This is a genomic window from Kitasatospora sp. CB01950 (assembly GCF_001905465.1).
GTDB lineage: Bacteria > Actinomycetota > Actinomycetes > Streptomycetales > Streptomycetaceae > Kitasatospora.
This window is the reverse complement of record NZ_LISX01000005.1, coordinates 205,095-220,571: the sequence shown is the minus strand read 5'-3', so window position 1 is coordinate 220,571 and position 15,477 is coordinate 205,095. Positions and strand designations below refer to the sequence as shown.

Below are 15,477 nucleotides of genomic sequence, written 5' to 3'. Positions count from 1 at the left end.
CCTTGGACCGAAAGTGGACCTGTGACGACCCTCGGCCCGCCCACCCCCCGAAGCACACCGGGCGGCTCCATTCGGGTGAACTTCCGGGTGCCTTCGCAGGCCCGCGCCGACCCGCCCGCCGCAGGGCGTCCGGCCACGCACCGGATCGCCCCCGCCGCGCCCGCTGTGTTTACTGGTCACAGTGCCCGGGCGCCCGGCGAGGAGGTGCCGCAGCCATGGCCGACACCCCCTGGAACGACCTGCCGCAGCCGCTGCGCCGCGTGCTGGACGGCACGCCCGCCGGCGTCGGCGTCCTCGACACCGAGCTGCGCTTCCGCTACGTCAACCCGGCGCTGGCCGCGATGAACGGCGTCCCCGCCGAACAGCACCTCGGCCGGACGGTCGCCGAACTGCTGCCCGGCATCGATCCCCGGGAGGACCTGCTGCGCGCCGTGCTCGCCGACGGCCGCCCCCGCGAGATCACCTCCAGCGGTCACACACTGGCCGGATCCCCGCTGCACCAGCGCTACTGGCACGGCGCGTACCACCGGCTGGAGACCGCCGGGCGGCCGGTCGGGCTGGTCGGCATCCTGCTGGAGGTCACCGCCGCCCACCGCCAGCAGCACGAACTCGAACAGGCCCGGGCCCGGCTCGCCCTGCTCGACACCGCCGCCACCCGGATCGGCACCACCCTCGACGTCGACACCACCTGCGGCGAGCTCGCCGCCTTCCTGGTCGGTCACCTCGCCGACGCCGCCACCGTCGAACTGCTCCCGCACCCCGACAGCCGGCACGCCCGCCTCCTCCCCGACGGCGGCCGCCGGCTGCAGCGCACGGCGATCGCCGCCAAACCGGACCTGCTGGAGCAGATCCGGCAGGTCGGCGAACGCGGCGAGTACGTCGACTACCGGCCCGACTCCGCCGTGCCGCGCTGCCTCGCCGAGGGCCGGCCGGTGATCGAGAACCTGCTGACCGAGTCCGATCTGCGCCGTACCGCCCCCAATCCGGAGCGGATCGCCGACTTCCGGGCGCTGCGGATCCACTCGGCGATGGTGGTGCCGCTGACCGCCCGCGGGCACCGGATCGGCACCGTCACCCTGCTGCGCGCCGCCCCCTCCCCGGGCTTCGACGAGGACGACGCGGTCGCTTCCCAGGACCTCGCGGTGCGCGCCGCCATCAACCTCGACAACGCCCGCCGCTACAGCCGCGAGCACGCCGTCGCCGTCGACCTGCAGCGCGCCATGCTCGCCGAACCCGGCAGCCCGCACCCGGACATCGCGGTCGCCTTCCGCTACCGCCCGGCCGGCACCAGCGCCCTGACCGGCGGCGACTGGTACGAGACGGTGGCGCTGCCCGACGGCCGTACCGTGCTCGCCATCGGCGACGTGATGGGTCACGGCATCGAGGCCGCCGCGCACATGAGCCACTACCAGGCGATGCTGCGCGCCATGGCTCTGCTGGAGCCGTCCCCCGACCGGCTGCTGGCGCGGATGGACGGCCTGGCCGGCGACGTCCACGACTATCGCCCGTCCACCTGCCTCGCGGTGTACGCCGAACCGGCCCGCGGCCGCTACTGCTTCGCCAGCGCCGGCCACCTGCCGCCCGCCGTGGTCCGCCCGAACGGCGAGGTGGCGCTGCTGCCGGTGGAGCCCGGCCCGCCGCTCGGCACCGGCCGCAATGGCTACGTCCCGAGCACCGCGGTGCTGCCGCCGGACCACACGCTGCTGCTGTTCACCGACGGCCTGGTCGAGCGCCGCGACGAGGACATCGACCGCTCGCTGGAGCGGTTCACCGCCCGGCGGCTGCCCGCCGGGGCCGGCCCGGACCGGCTGCTGGACGCGGTGCTGGCCGGTGCCCCCGACCCGGCCGAGGACGACATCGCGCTGCTCGCCGCCGTCGCCCGGTCGCGCCCCGGGCAGCTCCGCGCCCGGGAGGTGATGACGGTGCTGACCGGCGGCCGGTGGCAGCCGCTCCGATGAGGTGCGGGCAGGCGAGGTGCGGGCAGGCGAGGTGCGGGCAGGCGAGCGGCGGGCAGGCGAGCGGCGGGCACGCGAGGTGCGGGCGGCGGGGTGGTCAGCCGGTGGTGAGCGAGTGCAGCGCCAGGGTGCGCAGGTCGGCCAGTCGGGCCCGGTCCCAGCCGTGGTAGACGGCGTTGGTGCACAGCACCACGTAGCGGCCGGTGGCCGGGGAGAGGAAGAGGCTGGTGCCGGTGTAGCCGTGGTGGTAAGCCGAGCCGTCCGCGGTGATCAGCCAGGCGAGCCCTCGGTGCAGGCCGGGTTCGACGGCGGCGTACGGGCGGAGGCTCTCGGCGAACCAGTCGGCCAGCGGGCTCGCGCCGGTCAGCAGGTGCTCGGCGTAGGCGGCGAGGTCGTCGGCGCAGGAGAACGCCCCTGCGTGGCCGGCCACCCCGCCGAGCAGGGCCGCGCTCGGGTCGTGCGGCACGCCCCAGGTGCGGGGCGCGCCGAGCAGCCGCCGTTCGGTCGGGGCGAGCTGCGGGTCGCGGGGCAGCGGCCCGTACGCGGTGCGGTGCAGGCCGAGGTCGCGCCACAGCTCCTCGGCGAGCAGGTGCAGCGGGCGGCCGAGCAGGGCGGGCAGCAGCAGGCCGAGCAGGATGAAGCCGCGGTCGATGTAGCGGTGCCGGTCGCCGGGCGGGCTCACCAGCGGCTCCGCGCACAGGTGCTCGATCAGCGGTCGGCCGGTGTGCTCGTAGCGGGCCAGGCCGGTCTTCGGCACCAACCCGGAGGTGTGGGCGAGCAGTTGTCGGACGGTCAGGTCGCCGCCGGGTGCGGGCAGTTCGGGCATCCGGTCGCGCAGCGGGGCGTCGAGGTCGAGCCGGCCGGCCCGGACGGCGACGCCGATCAGCGGCCAGGTGGCGAGCACCTTGGTGAGCGAGGCGAGGTCGTACCGGGTGTGCGGCCCGGGCCGGGCGTCGCCGCACTCGGGGGCGACCAGCCCGTGCCCGACGGTGGTCCGCCCGACGCCCGTCTGGCCGACGGTCAGCACGCCGCCGGGGAACATCCCCTCCGCCACGGACTCGGCGAGGGCGGCACCGAGGCCGGCGGCGGTGGCGGTGGTCCAGGCGTTCTGCACGGCGTCCCTCTCGTCCGGGCGGCGCTTCGTTCGGATTGTCGCCCGCGCCCGGCGGTGGGCACCAGAGAGGGTGCCAGACGTCAGGTGTGCTGCGCGGCCAGGGCGTCGAGGGTGGCCAGGGCGCGGTCGGCGTCGTCGGCGGGGACGAACAGGTGGTCGTGGTGGAAGCCGGCCACCACGTTGCAGCTGATGCCGTGCTCGGCGAGCGCGGTGGCGACGGCGGCGGTGAGGCCGACGGCGTCCAGCGCGGAGTGCACCCGCAGGGTGATCCAGGCGGCGGTGAACGCGTGCGGCAGGCCGAGCGATTCGGCCTCCTGTTCGGGGACGACGAAGGTGACGCCCTCGGGTTCGGCCACCGTGACGACCGGCCGCAACCCGGCGGGGACCCTGCCCGGGAGCGTGCAGTACACGTAGCGGCCCGGATTGAGGACGGGACTCAACCCGGACAGCAGCTGTCGAAGATCGCGTTCGCCTGCCATGGCCGTCACCGTAGTGGCTGCGGACCGCCCGGTGGAGCCGCTGTGGGGGCGTGTCGGGGTGGCCGGGAGTTTCGGCCGGGCCGCCCCAGCGGGCTCCGGAGGGCACTTCGGCCACCTGGCCCCCGGGCGTCCCGGTGGTCGCATATAGCCAACAACTCCCTTTGTTTGCAACATACTTGGTTATTCCTTGGCCTGCGTGGTACCACCTTTTTGGTGAGCTCCGTCACGTGTCGCACCCTGTGCCGCAGCCGGTGCTCTCCAGGGGGGCAGAGATGACCACGGACCCGGACGACAAGGCGACCACGCACGGGAAGGCCGTGCCGCCGATGAGACCCACCTTCGCGCCGCCCGACCCACCGCCCGCTCGGCCGTCCGCCCCACCGCCCGCTCGGCCGTCAGCCCCGCCGTCCGTTCCGCAGACCAAGGGAGTCGCGGGGCCGTCGTCGAGCACCTGGGCGGCGCCGCACCGGGCCCCGACCGGGCAGACCCGGCCGTCGGCGACGGACGCCACCCGCTACCTCTGTGTCGCCGTCCAGCTGAACAGCAACCTGTCCGGGCGGGCCGTCGACTCGGTCCTCAAGGAACCGCATCGCGCCGTCGCGTTCTCACCCGGGGTCGATCTGGCCTGTGTGCTGCGGTACGCGCTTGCCGCGCGGGCCCGGCAGGCCACCGTCCAGGTCCTGCTCGCGCTCGTCTCGATCGGCGTGCTGGCGTCGCTCGCCCTCCAGCCCTTCCCGGACAGTTCGGAAACCGTCCTCCCGGTGCCGCTGCCGCCGCTCGTCGTCCCGCTGCTCCTGGTGGCCTGGGCGATCGTGCTGGCCGAGCGGCTCATCACCTTCTACGGAGTGCTGCGGGCCAAGCTGAGCCGGGACAGCTTCGACCCGGATGCGGCTCCCCGGGCCAATCCGGACAACGAGACGCTGCTGCGGCACATCGCCGCACCGGACCGGCAGGGGAACGTGTCGGTCTTCGCGGGCTTCGACCCGTTCCTCGGCTACGGCAGGCTCGCCAACCCGTGGAACTTCACCATCGCCGTGGACCGGCCCGACGAGCAGTCCGACCACGCCGTGCCGTTCACCGTCCGGGAGTTGACCACCGAGGTCACCGGCGCGCTCCAAGCCCTCGGACTGCCCGGAGTGGCGGTGTCCGAGCGGGTCTTCGTGAACGGCGCCGACCTCGCCCAGCGCCTGGACCCCGCCCTCCACCGGCTGCTCCTTCCCCGCCCCGACGACCGTCCGCAGACCGAACTGCGCCAGGCCGTGATCGACAAGCTGTGGGAGAGCGGCTCGGGGCCGGCCCGCCCCTACCTGGTCGCCACAGTCTCCGGGTGGAACGGCGAACTGGTGGCGGGCTTCGTGATCCGCTTCTCGCTGAGCACGGCCCGGGACCTGCTCTTCGTCGAGGGCGGCAGCACCCTGCTCCCCCCGCTCCAACGGCGCTACCACCAGGTCGACCACCTGCTCGACCGGCCCACCTGGTGGCAGCTGCTCGCCCTCGTCAACGCCTCGGCCCTCGCGGTGCCGGGCCAGCTGGTCGTCAGCCCGTTCAGGGTGTGCGGGCTGCTGTTCGGCGGCCTGGCCGACGGTCGGAAGGAGAAGGAGCAGCTGCGGCAGATCGCGCTCGGGGCGTTCAACCACGGCGCCGAGCTGAGCCTCCGGGAGTTGGCGGCGGAGACCGCGTTCCACCGGTACTTCCAGCAGGTCGACAGCCAGATGTACACCAAGATCGTCGAGCGGCGCGTCCTGGACACCCTCACCGACTTCCTCGCCGACCGGCAGGTGGACGTCTCCGAGCTCCGGGAGCGCCAGAGCGTGATCTACAACGGGGGCGTCTTCGCCTCCGGCAACGCCAACGTCAGCTTCGTCAACTCCCCGGTGGCCGCCGGCGCGGGCAGCAAGCTCGTGCGCCTGGCCGGTCGTGCCGCAGGCGGGATGAGAAAGGAAGGCCGATGACCGAGGACCGGCACATCACCGGCGGTCTCCACATCAGCGGCAACGCCCAGGTCACCATCAGCGGCGGCGCGATCGCGGCGGGCCAGGACTCCTCCGCCACGATCCACACCTCGGGGGTGGACGAGGAAGCCGTCGCCCGCCGGGTGCTCGCCCTCGTCGAGCAGCTGCGGCAGAGTCCGGACCCGGCCGCGGTCCGGGCGGCGGACGAGCTCGAACAGGTGGTGGCCGGGCCCACCCGGCGCTGGGACCAGGTCCTGCGGTTCCTCGCCCGGGCCGGCCGGGGCGTGGCCGCGACCACCGCGGTGGCCACCGAGATCCAGGGGCTGGAGCAGGCCGTCACGGCCCTGTTGTCCTAGCGCCGCGGCAGGCAGCCTTCGCCCCGTCGCGACGGGCAAAGGCTGCCTGCCGTGGCACTAGGGCCTGTCCGGCAAGATCGGCCGGATAGGCCCTAGCCCGCAGCAGCACCGTCGAAGTCGGATACCAGGCGCCGCTTGCGCGCCGCGGATGGGGGACGCAAATGGCCGAGATCAAGGGTGTACTGCTGCCGGCCTACGTGCTGGCGGACGAGTCGGCGTCGATGGGCCCGTACCTGGAGGAGCTGTCGGACGGCCTGGTCTCGCTCTGCGAGGGGCTGCGGGCGGAGCCGATGATCGCCGCGAAGCTGCGGCTCGCGGTGCTCGGGTTCTCCGACGACGTGCAGGTCCGGCTCGCGGTCGCCGACATGCGCACCGAGACCAGCCTGCCCGAGGTGGTGATCCGGGGGACCACCTGCTACCGGGCGGTCTTCGACGACCTGCTGCAGCGCATCCCCACCGATGTGCAGTGGCTCCGCGGCCAGGGGTACCGGGTGCACCGCCCGGTGGTGTTCTTCCTCAGCGACGGCCAGCCGACCGACGGGAACGCCTGGCGGCTGCCGCACGCCGAACTGGTCGACCGGGCCCGCACCCCCACCGCCCCCAACATCATCGCCTGCGGCATCGGCAGCGCCGAGGCCCGGACCATGCTGGAGGTCGCGACCCGGCCGGAGTTCGCGTTCGTGGCCGTGCCGGGGGCCGACATCGGCCGGGCCATCGCGGAGTTCTTCCACTCGCTCACGGCGAGCCTGGTCTCCTCCGGCCACGCGCTGAACTCCGCCGACCCCCGACTCGTCGTCAACCGGCCGGACCAGTTCACCCTGGCCATCGACGAGGTCGGCCTGTGAGCCCGAACGGCGTCGAGGTCCCGCCGTGGCGGCGGATCGCCGTGGGCACCCCCGGCGTCGAGTTCGAGGCCCGGCCGCCCGGCGAGGAGGCCTCCGACGTGCCGGACGCCGAGTGCGACGGCTGGTCGACGGCGGCCCTCACGCTGCGGCTGGCGTCGGTGCGGGGCGCCCAGCACCGCTACTACGGCAAACCGCGCCAGGACGCCGCCCGCGCCGTGCCGCACCAGCCGAGCGGCGCCGTCGTGTTCGCCGTCGCGGACGGTGTCTCCAGCGCCGTCAGGGCCGAGCAGGGCGCCGCCGAGGCGTGCCGGGCCGCGCTGGACCGGATTCTGCTCCAACTCGCCTGGAGTCCGGCCTCGCTGGACCTCCGCGATGTCGCCCTGCACGCCGCCGAACGGCTGCGGCGGCTGGCCGGCGTGCGGCTCAACAAGGCCGAGCCCGATCCGACCGAGGTCGCGGCGCTGTACGCGACCACGCTGGTCACCGGCGTGGTCCGACCCCACCCCGACGGGCCGGTGGTCGAGCTGTGCCGGATCGGGGACTCGGGCGCCTGGCTGCTCGACGGCCGGCGGGCCGTCTACCGTCCGGTCTTCCCGTCGAAGACCGGTTCGGACACCCTGCTGGTCTCCAACGAGGTCAGGGCGCTGCCCGCCGTGCCTGCCACGGTCGAACAGGCCACCGGGCGCCTGGGGCCCGACCAGGTGCTGCTGATCGGCACCGACGGCTTCGGCGACCCGCTCGGCGACGGGGACGGTCGGGTCGGCGCCCTGTTCGCCGACCAACTCGCCACGCCCCCCGCCCCGTTGTGGCTCGCGCACGTGCTGGACTTCGACCGGGAGACCTTCGACGACGACCGGACCCTGCTGGCCGTCTGGCGGCGCAGCCCCGCCCCGCCGCGATGAGCCCCGCTTCTGGAAAGGCCGTCGACCGGGACGCCCTGGTCCTGGACGGTCGCCTCGGGCAGGGCGGGCAGGGCGTCGTCCACCGGGTCGCCAACCGGAGGATCAACCGGGCTGCGGAGGACGGCGGTTGGGAGGTCGTCTACAAGGAGTACGTGCCCGCCCTGCTGCCCGAGCTCGACGCCGCTGTGCTGACCGCCATGGTGGACCTGCGCGGCGAGCTGAGCGCCGACGAGGGCCGCTGGCTGTTCGAGAAGACCGCCTGGCCGGCGGCCGTGGTCCGGGCGGAGGGCCGGGTCGGCGGATTCCTCATGCGGGCCGCCCCGGACCGCTTCCGGTTCGACTTCCTCAGCCTGGGCGGGGCCGGTGCCACCCGCCGGCCGGCGAACCTGGAGTTCCTGCTCAACAGCGACGCGTACGTCACCGGGATCGGACTCGCCGTCGGGGACCGGGACCGCCTGCTGCTGCTGGCCGACCTCGCGGCGACGCTCGGCCGGCTGCACCGCATCGGCATCGGCGTCGGGGACCTGTCGCCGAAGAACCTGCTGTTCGCCGCCGCCGACCCGCCCGAGTGCTTCCTCATCGACTGCGACGCGATGCGGCTGCGCGGCGGCAGCGTCCTGCCGCAGGCCGAGACCCCGGACTGGCAGCTCCCGGAGGGCGAGGAGAAGGCCACCCCGGCCGGTGACGTCCACAAACTCGGGTTGCTCGCGGTCCGCCTGATCGCTCGCGACCAGACCACCACCGACCCCACCGCCCTGGCCGTGCTCAGCCCCGGCCTCGGCGGGCTCGCCCGGCGGAGCCTCGACGCCGACCCGGCCCGCCGGCCGTCGCCGGGCGAGTGGGAGGAGCACCTGCGGGCGGTCGCCCCGACCGTTCCCGTTCCCGTTCCCCTTCCCGTCGCCGCATCCGACGACGAGGGCGACGACGTCCTCGACGAGGCGGACGACGAGCCGCCGAAGCCGTCGAGGATCCCGAGGCCCGTTCTCGCCGCGGCCTTGGTGGTGGCCCTGCTGCTCCTGGTGTTCCTGGTCGACCGGTCCTTGGGCGGCGTCCGCTCCGCCGCGCCGACCGCCACCGCAAGCCGGTCGTCGACGCCCTTCCCGACGCCCTCCCCGACCCCCTCCCCGACGCCGCCCCCGAGCCCCGTGCGCACCACCCGCACGCCCTCGCCGGCGGTCACCACCCCCACGTTCGACCCCAGGTCGCTCGACAGCGCGCAGACCGACCGGACGCCGCTGAGCGTGGCCGCTCTGCTGCCCGGCTCCTTCACCGACGCCAAGGGCGTGACGTACACCCGGACCAGCGGGGGTGCGCAGGGCTGCGTCGACGGCACCTCCGGAACGGCCTCGTCCGTGCTGCGCGCGGCCGACTGCGACCAGCAGATGGTCGGGACGTACAGCGACTCCCAGGGCAGGGTGCTGGTGATGGTGACGGTGATCCCCCTGGCGGACGCGCAGACCGCCAAGGACGCCTACGACGCGCTCGACGACGCCTACACCACGGACTGGGGCCTCTGGTGCCCGAAGGAAGGCCCCGGCTCCGAGCCCTGCGACGGCACCGACACAGCCGTTCGCCAGGCCGCCCAGAGCGGCTACCGGAAGCAGCACCACCGCTACCTGATGTCCTCCCGGGCGCTGTACGTCAATCTGACCACCGACTCCGGTGCCGAGGAGTGGACGGCGGCGGCCGCCGAAGCAGCGGTCGACGAAGCCGGGCCGCAGAACTACTCCGGCAATCGGTGACGTGAAAAGTGGTTGTCGAACGATAGTTACCGATATATCGTCGAGTTATCGAGATGCTTCGACGATAGGAGTGTCCGACAACCTTGGAAGGTGGGTGTTCGTCATGCGGTACGACAAGCGTTTTGGCGGAGAGAATCGTCGTCGCTGGGCCGAAGGCCGGGCGGAGGGCGAGGAGTTCGGGATGCGGTCCGCGTTCGGGCCGTTCGGCGCGCCGGGGCGGCCGATGCCGCCGTTCGGGCCCGGGTTCGGTCCGCGCGGCCACGGCTTCGGCGGCCACGGGACGCGCGGGCACGGCGGCGGCGGTCGGCGCGGCGGGCGGGCCCGGCGCGGCGATGTGCGGGCCTCGCTGCTCGCGCTGCTGCGGGAGCGTCCGATGCACGGCTACGAGATGATCACCGAGATCGGCGAGCGCACCGGCGGCGTCTGGCGGCCCAGCCCGGGTTCGGTGTACCCGACGCTCCAGCTGCTGGAGGAGGAGGGGTTGATCAAGGCCAACGAGGAGTCCGGCAAGAAGCTGTTCGAGCTGACCGAGCAGGGCCGGGCCGAGGCCGAGCAGGGCACCGAGTCGCCGTGGGCCGAGGCCGGCCGGCGGGACGACTGGGAGGCCGTGCAGGAGGTCGGCGCCGCGCTCGCGGCGGTGGACCACGCGGTGCGCCAGGTCATGATGACGGGCACCGAGGAGCAGCGCGCCAAGGGCCTGGCGGTGCTGGCCGAGGCGAAGAAGAAGCTGTACCTGATCCTGGCCGAGGAGGCCTGAGCCCCCGCGGCGGGCGGGTCAGCCGCTGGCGGCGTCGTCGTACTCGTAGCGCCAGCGGAACCGGCCCTTGGCGTTGTACTCCTTGGCACGCCGGTAGACCAGCGTGATCGCCGGGGTGTCGCCGTGCGCGGGCACGGGCACCCGGTAGACCTTCGGCACGGTGTGCAGCGGGCTGAGCAGGATCGGCAGGACCCGGCCGTCCAGCGGGCCCCCGAGGAATTCGGTGTCGGAGCTCTTCACCGGTCCAGGGTAGGCGCGGTGCGGGATGTCCGGTGCGGGCGGGTGTGTCCGCCGAGCGGCGGCAGTGTGACGCGGACGGCATCGCAGGCGGTCATTCGGAGGGCTCCGGGAGCCTTATCCTGCTACGTACGCCCCCGGGGGTTGCCCCGGGTCCGCGGGCCCGTACGGGCCGGGTGGGGCGCGCCGAGGTGCGCCCGCCCGCCGAGCGCGAACCTCGAACTCCGTACCTGTCCCCGGACGTCGGCCGGCCGGAGAACCCGGCCCCGGTCGACGGCAGACGCCCCCCGCACGTGGTGCCCGATTCGGGAAGCAGCGAGCGGGCGCGTGCGTTGGCGTCGTTTGTTGCGTCGGTGGTCGTGTCGTACCAGGCACGGCAGCTCAGCAGGTGCGGAAGGGGCCAGATGGAAGCCAGCAGCAGGTGGACGTCCTGGTGGCGGCGGGACCGGAAGGACGACCCGGACGCCGGAGAGGACGCGGCTGCGAAGCTGGATCTGCTGCTGGGGGCGGTCCGGTCAGGGTTCCCGGTGGCGCCGGCGGCGCACCCGGAGGGCTACCGGTGTTCGTGCGACCGGGTCGGCTGTCCGGCCCCGGCCCAGCATCCGGTCTCCTTCGCGTGGCAGTCGCAGGCCACCGTCGACGCCGAGCAGTTGGCCCACTGGCTGACCCGCGATCCGGAGGCGAACTTCGTCACCGCGACGGGCCGCGCGCACGACGTGCTGGACGTGCCGGCCGAGGCGGGCGTGCTGGCGCTGCGGCGGCTGGACGCGCTCGGGGTGGGCGGCCCGGTGGCGGCGGTCGGGAACGACCGGTACCTGTTCTTCACCGCGACGCGCGGCACCCCGCAGGACGAGGACGAGTGGTGGCCCAGCGCGCTGGACTCCACCCCCGAGACGGTCTCCGAGCACCCCGGGCTGCGCTGGCACTGCCGCGGCTCGTACACCCTGGTCCCGCCGGCCGCGCTGACCGACGGCTCCCGGGTGCGCTGGCTGCGCGGCCCCGACCAGCCGCTGCCGGACCCGCTGCGGGTGCTGGACGTGCTGACCGACGCGTGCACCGAGGTCGGCGCGGTCGCCGAGGAGCAGTGGCTGATCGGCTGAGCCGAGGCCGGAGCGGCGCAGGAACGATACACCGGAGCGGACCGGCAACGGCAGAGCGGCCCGTCCCCCCGACCGGGGAGGCGGGCCGCTCTGTCGTGGCGGCTCAGGGCAGGGTGAGGATCTCCGCGCCGTCGGCGGTGACCACCAGGGTGTGCTCGAACTGGGCGGTGCGCTTGCGGTCCTTGGTGACCACCGTCCACCCGTCCGGCCAGATCTCGTAGTCGTAGGTGCCCAGGGTGAGCATCGGCTCGATGGTGAAGGTCATGCCCGGCTTGATCACCTGGGTGGCCCGCTCGCTGTCGTAGTGCGGGACGATCAGGCCGGAGTGGAACGAGGTGTTGATGCCGTGGCCGGTGAAGTCGCGGACCACGCCGTAGTCGAACCGCTTGGCGTAGGACTCGATGACCCTTCCGATCACGTTGATCTGACGCCCCGGCCGGACCGCCTTGATCGCCCGGTCGAGGGACTCCCGGGTGCGCTCCACCAGCAGCCGGGACTCCTCGTCCACCTCGCCGCACAGGTAGGTGGCGTTCAGGTCGCCGTGCACTCCGTGGATGTACGCGGTGGCGTCGATGTTGACGATGTCGCCGTCCTGCAGCACGGTCGAGTCCGGGATGCCGTGGCAGATCACCTCGTTGATCGAGGTGCAGACCGACTTCGGGAAGCCCCGGTAGCCGAGGTCGGACGGGTAGGCGTCGTGGTCGCACATGTACTCGTGCGCGACGGCGTCGAGCGCGTCGGTGGTGACGCCGGGGGCGATCAGCTTCGCGGCCTCCGCCATCGCCTGCGCCGCGATCCGGCCGGCGATCCGCATCTTCTCGACGGTCTCCGCGGTCTGCACCTCGGGGCCGGTGTACGGGGTCGGCGCGGGCTTGCCGACGTACTCCGGACGCGCGATGTGCGCGGGGACCTTGCGGGTGGGGGACAGGGTGCCGGGTACCAGAGCCATGCCCGCGAGTCTATCGGCCGCCATCCGCCCGCCCCGGGCCGTGTGCGAGGCCGGGCCGCCGGGAATGATCACCTACAGCGCCGCGGCGGCCGTCGCGGGGTCCACAGGACGGGAGACGAGACGATGGTGTTCGGCCGCAGCAAGCCCACCGGCCAGCCGGGGGAGTGGTTCTACTGCATCAAGCACGGCAAGGTCGAGGAGGGCCCGGAGTGCCCGGCCAAGGACCGGCTCGGCCCCTACGCCACCCGCGAGGAGGCCGCGCACGCCCTGGAGATCGCGGCCGAGCGCAACCAGGAGTGGCGCGAGGACCCGCGCTGGAACGACGGCGAGCCCGAGAACAAGGGCTGACGCCGCGTCACACCCCGGCCTCGGCCGCTGCCTCGGCGGCCTGCCGCTCGTGCTGGGCCCGCACCGCCAGCGCGTGCGGGTCGGTGCGGGCGTCCCAGGCCAGCAGCTTCGGGATGGCCGCCGTCAGCGCGAGGACGCCCACCACGCACATCACGCCACCCGTCCAGATCGAGGCCCGCACGCCGACCAGCGCGGCCATGCCGCCGGCCCGCACCTGGCCGAGCTGCGGGCCGACCGAGTACGACAGGACCTCCACCCCGGCGAGGCGGCCGCGCAGCTCGTCGGGGATGGACTGGTTCCAGATCGTCGACCGGGCCACCCCGCTGATCTGGTCGGCCGCGCCGGCCAGCGCCAGGCACAGCAGCACCAGCCAGATGTTCCCGACCAGGCCCGCCAGCGCCATCGACACGCCCCAGCCGAGCGCCGCGAACAGCAGCATCCGGCCGTGCCGGTGGATGCGCGCCAGCCAGCCGCCGGTCGCCGACACCGCCAGCGCGCCGACCGCCGTCGCCGCGTACAGCAGGCCCAGCGCCCACTCGGCGTCCAACGAGGCCGCCAGGAACGGGAACACCGCGACGGGGAACGCGAACAGCATCGCCACGGTGTCGATCGCGTAGGTGCCTAGTAGGTCCTTGCGGCTCCACGCGTAGCTCAGGCCCTGCCCGAGGCTGCGCAGCGAAGGCCGGTCGGCGCTCTCGGCGGGAGGGACCGGGCGCATCCGGGCGATCATCGTCAGCGAGACCAGGAAGGTCAGCATGTCCAGCGTGTAGGCGCTGTGCGCCCCGGCGACCGCGACGACCACGCCCGCGAGGGCCGGGCCGGCCACCGAAGCGGCATTGCGGTACAGCGAGATGAGGGTGAACGCGGCGGGCAGGTGCTCGTGGGCGACGACGCGGGGGATCATCGCGTCCAGCGCCGGGCGCTGCAGGCCGTCCAGCGCGGCGGTCAGCGCCCCCACCAGGTAGATCGGCCACAGCAGGGGGTGCGGCAGCAGCGAGTTGGCCAGCAGCAGCGCGGCCATCAGCGTCAGTCCGACCTCGCTGAGCAGCACCAGGCGACGGCGGTCCAGTGCGTCGGCCAGGGCGCCGCCCCACAGGCCGAACACCACCAGCGGCACCAGTTCGAACGCGCCGACCAGGCCGACCGCGAGGGTCGAGTCGGTCAGCTGCTTGATCTGGATCGGCACCGCGACGTAGGTGAGCAGGCTGCCGAAGGCGGTGACGCAGCCCGACGTCCAGAGCAGCCGGAAGTCGCGGGAGGCGTGCCAGGGCGTCAGATCCGGGATCAGTTTGCGGAGGAACTCGTCGTCGGAGGTCACATGGTCAGATGCTGCGGGAAGCGGACGGAACGGGGCAAGCGATTTTCGGCGGCCCGTCAGCGTCTCACCAGCGCACCACCGGTGAGGCGGTCAGCCGCTCCGCGAGCCGGGCCAGCCGGGAGCGCGGCGGCACCGTCGAGGTGGCCGAGCCGACCAGGTGCTGCACCAGCTCGAACGGCTCCGGATCGACGTCCGGGACGGTCAGCCGCTCGTGTGCCAGCGCCGTCAGTTCGGGGTCGCCGTCGTCCAGGGTGAGCAGCACCGCGCCGGCCCGGCGGGCGCCGTCCAGCCGTTCCAGCAGGGGCGCGTCGGCGGGCGCGGGGGCGACCAGCAGGACGGTCGCGCCGGCCCGCGCCTCCTCCAGCCGGGGCAGGCCGCAGGCCAGGTGTCCCGGCGCGCCCGCCGGGACGGTGTGCCGCACCAGCGTCGGGACGAGCTCCGGCACGCCGCTGTACGCGGCCTCGTCGCTCAGATGGGCGGCCAGGTGCCAGGGCTCGTAGCAGGGGGTGCCGACCAGCAGCAGGCCGGTGGCGCTGCGCCGGGTGACCGATCCGCGCAGTGCGGAGGCGAAGGCGCCCGTCCTTTCGGGCCAGCCGGTGCCGGCCAGCGACTGCCGGAGTGCGGAAACTCTCACCGCGTCCATGCGCGACAGCATGCTGGTCGGGCGCGGCGTTTGGCAGGATCTCCCCATGACGCAACCCGATTCAGTGAACGCGACGGCCGGACCGGGCCGAGAGCTGCCGGACGTCTCGGAGCTCGTGGTGGGAGTCCTCGGCGGCACCGGCGACCAGGGCCGAGGCCTGGCCTACCGGCTGGCCAAGGCCGGCCAGCAGGTGGTGATCGGCTCCCGCAACGCCGAGCGCGCCGAGGACTGCGCCACGCAGCTCGGCCTGGGCGTCCGCGGCGCCGACAATGCGACGTGCGCCCGGGAGAGCGACGTGGTGATCGTCGCGGTGCCGTGGGACGGCCACGCCGAGACGCTGACCTCGCTGCGGGCCGACCTCGCCGGGAAGATCGTGGTGGACTGCGTCAACCCGCTGGGCTTCGACAAGCAGGGCGCGTACGCGCTGCAGGTCCCGGAGGGCTCGGCCGCCCAGCAGGCCGCCGCGCTGCTGCCGGACTCCACCGTCACCGCGGCCTTCCACCACCTGTCGGCGGTGCTGCTGCAGGACGAGTCGGTGGACGAGATCGACATCGACGTGATGGTGCTCGGCGAGGACCGCGCCGCCACCGACACCGTGCAGGCGCTGGCCGACCGGATCCCCGGTATGCGCGGCGTCTTCGCCGGGCGGCTGCGCAACGCCCACCAGGTGGAGGCGCTGGTCGCCAACCTGATCTCGGTCAACCGGCGCTACAAGGTGCACGCCGGCGTGCGGATCACGGACGTGTGAGCCCGGCGCGCCGCGGTGTGACCCACGCCGCG

The 15,477-nt window shown here is 73.8% G+C and carries 16 protein-coding genes; 10 read left to right on the top strand and 6 right to left on the bottom strand.

Going from position 1 to position 15,477, the window contains the following annotated elements:
• Nucleotides 1-215: 215 nt before the first annotated feature.
• The gene (locus tag AMK19_RS15490) at nucleotides 216-1,958 is read left to right on the top strand and encodes a SpoIIE family protein phosphatase (RefSeq protein WP_073812046.1); all 1,743 of its coding nucleotides are present in this window, start codon (nucleotides 216-218) and stop codon (nucleotides 1,956-1,958) included.
• Nucleotides 1,959-2,052: 94 nt separating this feature from the next.
• On the opposite strand, the gene AMK19_RS15485 is transcribed toward AMK19_RS15490, so the two are convergent.
• Both AMK19_RS15485 and AMK19_RS15480 read right to left on the bottom strand, forming a co-directional pair.
• Complete coding sequence (locus AMK19_RS15485; RefSeq protein ID WP_073812044.1) at nucleotides 2,053-3,069, bottom strand: serine hydrolase domain-containing protein; 1,017 nt, start codon at nucleotides 3,067-3,069, stop codon at nucleotides 2,053-2,055.
• A gap of 80 nt (nucleotides 3,070-3,149) precedes the next feature.
• Nucleotides 3,150-3,548 carry an ACT domain-containing protein gene (locus tag AMK19_RS15480; RefSeq protein WP_073812042.1) on the bottom strand — a complete coding sequence of 133 codons (399 nt, stop codon included), beginning with the start codon at nucleotides 3,546-3,548 and terminating at the stop codon, nucleotides 3,150-3,152.
• A 272-nt stretch (nucleotides 3,549-3,820) separates the two neighbouring features.
• Here AMK19_RS15480 and AMK19_RS15475 point away from each other — a divergent pair, with 272 nt between their 5' ends.
• The 6 genes from AMK19_RS15475 to AMK19_RS15450 all read left to right on the top strand — a co-directional run bounded on the left by AMK19_RS15475 (nucleotide 3,821) and on the right by AMK19_RS15450 (nucleotide 10,102).
• Nucleotides 3,821-5,500: a hypothetical protein gene (locus tag AMK19_RS15475; protein WP_073812040.1), complete on the top strand. Its 1,680-nt coding sequence runs from the start codon at nucleotides 3,821-3,823 to the stop codon at nucleotides 5,498-5,500.
• On the top strand, nucleotides 5,497-5,856 hold the full coding sequence (locus AMK19_RS15470; RefSeq protein ID WP_073812039.1) for a hypothetical protein: 360 nt from the start codon (nucleotides 5,497-5,499) through the stop codon (nucleotides 5,854-5,856). Before AMK19_RS15475 ends, AMK19_RS15470 begins: the two co-directional genes overlap by 4 nt.
• A gap of 161 nt (nucleotides 5,857-6,017) precedes the next feature.
• The gene (locus tag AMK19_RS15465) at nucleotides 6,018-6,701 is read left to right on the top strand and encodes a vWA domain-containing protein (protein WP_073812037.1); all 684 of its coding nucleotides are present in this window, start codon (nucleotides 6,018-6,020) and stop codon (nucleotides 6,699-6,701) included.
• Nucleotides 6,698-7,603 (top strand): protein phosphatase 2C domain-containing protein, encoded by a 906-nt coding sequence (locus AMK19_RS15460; protein ID WP_073812035.1) that lies wholly within the window; start codon nucleotides 6,698-6,700, stop codon nucleotides 7,601-7,603. Before AMK19_RS15465 ends, AMK19_RS15460 begins: the two co-directional genes overlap by 4 nt.
• Nucleotides 7,600-9,345: a hypothetical protein gene (locus tag AMK19_RS15455; RefSeq protein ID WP_073812034.1), complete on the top strand. Its 1,746-nt coding sequence runs from the start codon at nucleotides 7,600-7,602 to the stop codon at nucleotides 9,343-9,345. The genes AMK19_RS15460 and AMK19_RS15455 overlap by 4 nt, the downstream gene beginning before the upstream one ends.
• 103 nt (nucleotides 9,346-9,448) lie before the next feature.
• The gene (locus AMK19_RS15450) at nucleotides 9,449-10,102 is read left to right on the top strand and encodes a PadR family transcriptional regulator (RefSeq protein WP_073812465.1); all 654 of its coding nucleotides are present in this window, start codon (nucleotides 9,449-9,451) and stop codon (nucleotides 10,100-10,102) included.
• 18 nt (nucleotides 10,103-10,120) lie between these two features.
• On the opposite strand, the gene AMK19_RS15445 is transcribed toward AMK19_RS15450, so the two are convergent.
• Nucleotides 10,121-10,342, bottom strand: a complete 222-nt coding sequence (locus AMK19_RS15445; RefSeq protein ID WP_073812032.1) for a hypothetical protein — start codon at nucleotides 10,340-10,342, stop codon at nucleotides 10,121-10,123.
• 401 nt (nucleotides 10,343-10,743) lie between these two features.
• Here AMK19_RS15445 and AMK19_RS15440 point away from each other — a divergent pair, with 401 nt between their 5' ends.
• Nucleotides 10,744-11,439, top strand: coding sequence for a bifunctional DNA primase/polymerase (locus tag AMK19_RS15440; RefSeq protein ID WP_073812030.1), 696 nt, complete (start codon nucleotides 10,744-10,746; stop codon nucleotides 11,437-11,439).
• A 103-nt stretch (nucleotides 11,440-11,542) separates the two neighbouring features.
• Here the strand turns inward: AMK19_RS15440 and map are convergent, their stop codons facing one another.
• Nucleotides 11,543-12,388 carry a type I methionyl aminopeptidase gene (gene map, locus AMK19_RS15435; protein WP_073812029.1) on the bottom strand — a complete coding sequence of 282 codons (846 nt, stop codon included), beginning with the start codon at nucleotides 12,386-12,388 and terminating at the stop codon, nucleotides 11,543-11,545.
• 123 nt (nucleotides 12,389-12,511) lie between these two features.
• On the opposite strand from map, the gene AMK19_RS15430 reads away from it, so the two are divergent.
• Complete coding sequence (locus AMK19_RS15430) at nucleotides 12,512-12,736, top strand: hypothetical protein (protein WP_073812027.1); 225 nt, start codon at nucleotides 12,512-12,514, stop codon at nucleotides 12,734-12,736.
• A 7-nt stretch (nucleotides 12,737-12,743) separates the two neighbouring features.
• Here AMK19_RS15430 and AMK19_RS15425 read toward each other — a convergent pair whose 3' ends face one another.
• Both AMK19_RS15425 and AMK19_RS15420 read right to left on the bottom strand, forming a co-directional pair.
• Entirely contained in the window at nucleotides 12,744-14,054 is a 1,311-nt protein-coding gene (locus tag AMK19_RS15425; RefSeq protein WP_073812025.1) for an MFS transporter, read from the bottom strand.
• Between the two features lie 64 nt (nucleotides 14,055-14,118).
• Nucleotides 14,119-14,697, bottom strand: coding sequence for a hypothetical protein (locus AMK19_RS15420; RefSeq protein WP_073812463.1), 579 nt, complete (start codon nucleotides 14,695-14,697; stop codon nucleotides 14,119-14,121).
• Nucleotides 14,698-14,743: 46 nt separating this feature from the next.
• On the opposite strand from AMK19_RS15420, the gene npdG reads away from it, so the two are divergent.
• Nucleotides 14,744-15,445, top strand: coding sequence for an NADPH-dependent F420 reductase (npdG, locus tag AMK19_RS15415; protein WP_073812024.1), 702 nt, complete (start codon nucleotides 14,744-14,746; stop codon nucleotides 15,443-15,445).
• The last annotated feature ends 32 nt before the right edge of the window (nucleotides 15,446-15,477 follow it).

Excerpts from the sequence above, each read along its gene's own strand:
- AMK19_RS15490 (WP_073812046.1), top strand. The coding sequence starts at position 216 with ATGGCCGACACCCCCTGGAACGACCTGCCGCAGCCGCTGCGCCGCGTG.
- AMK19_RS15480 (WP_073812042.1), bottom strand. The coding sequence starts at position 3,548 with ATGGCAGGCGAACGCGATCTTCGACAGCTGCTGTCCGGGTTGAGTCCC.
- AMK19_RS15475 (WP_073812040.1), top strand. The coding sequence starts at position 3,821 with ATGACCACGGACCCGGACGACAAGGCGACCACGCACGGGAAGGCCGTG.
- AMK19_RS15470 (WP_073812039.1), top strand. The coding sequence starts at position 5,497 with ATGACCGAGGACCGGCACATCACCGGCGGTCTCCACATCAGCGGCAAC.
- AMK19_RS15465 (WP_073812037.1), top strand. The coding sequence starts at position 6,018 with ATGGCCGAGATCAAGGGTGTACTGCTGCCGGCCTACGTGCTGGCGGAC.
- AMK19_RS15455 (WP_073812034.1), top strand. The coding sequence starts at position 7,600 with ATGAGCCCCGCTTCTGGAAAGGCCGTCGACCGGGACGCCCTGGTCCTG.
- AMK19_RS15450 (WP_073812465.1), top strand. The coding sequence starts at position 9,449 with ATGCGGTACGACAAGCGTTTTGGCGGAGAGAATCGTCGTCGCTGGGCC.
- AMK19_RS15440 (WP_073812030.1), top strand. The coding sequence starts at position 10,744 with ATGGAAGCCAGCAGCAGGTGGACGTCCTGGTGGCGGCGGGACCGGAAG.
- map (WP_073812029.1), bottom strand. The coding sequence starts at position 12,388 with ATGGCTCTGGTACCCGGCACCCTGTCCCCCACCCGCAAGGTCCCCGCG.
- AMK19_RS15430 (WP_073812027.1), top strand. The coding sequence starts at position 12,512 with ATGGTGTTCGGCCGCAGCAAGCCCACCGGCCAGCCGGGGGAGTGGTTC.
- AMK19_RS15420 (WP_073812463.1), bottom strand. The coding sequence starts at position 14,697 with ATGGACGCGGTGAGAGTTTCCGCACTCCGGCAGTCGCTGGCCGGCACC.
- npdG (WP_073812024.1), top strand. The coding sequence starts at position 14,744 with ATGACGCAACCCGATTCAGTGAACGCGACGGCCGGACCGGGCCGAGAG.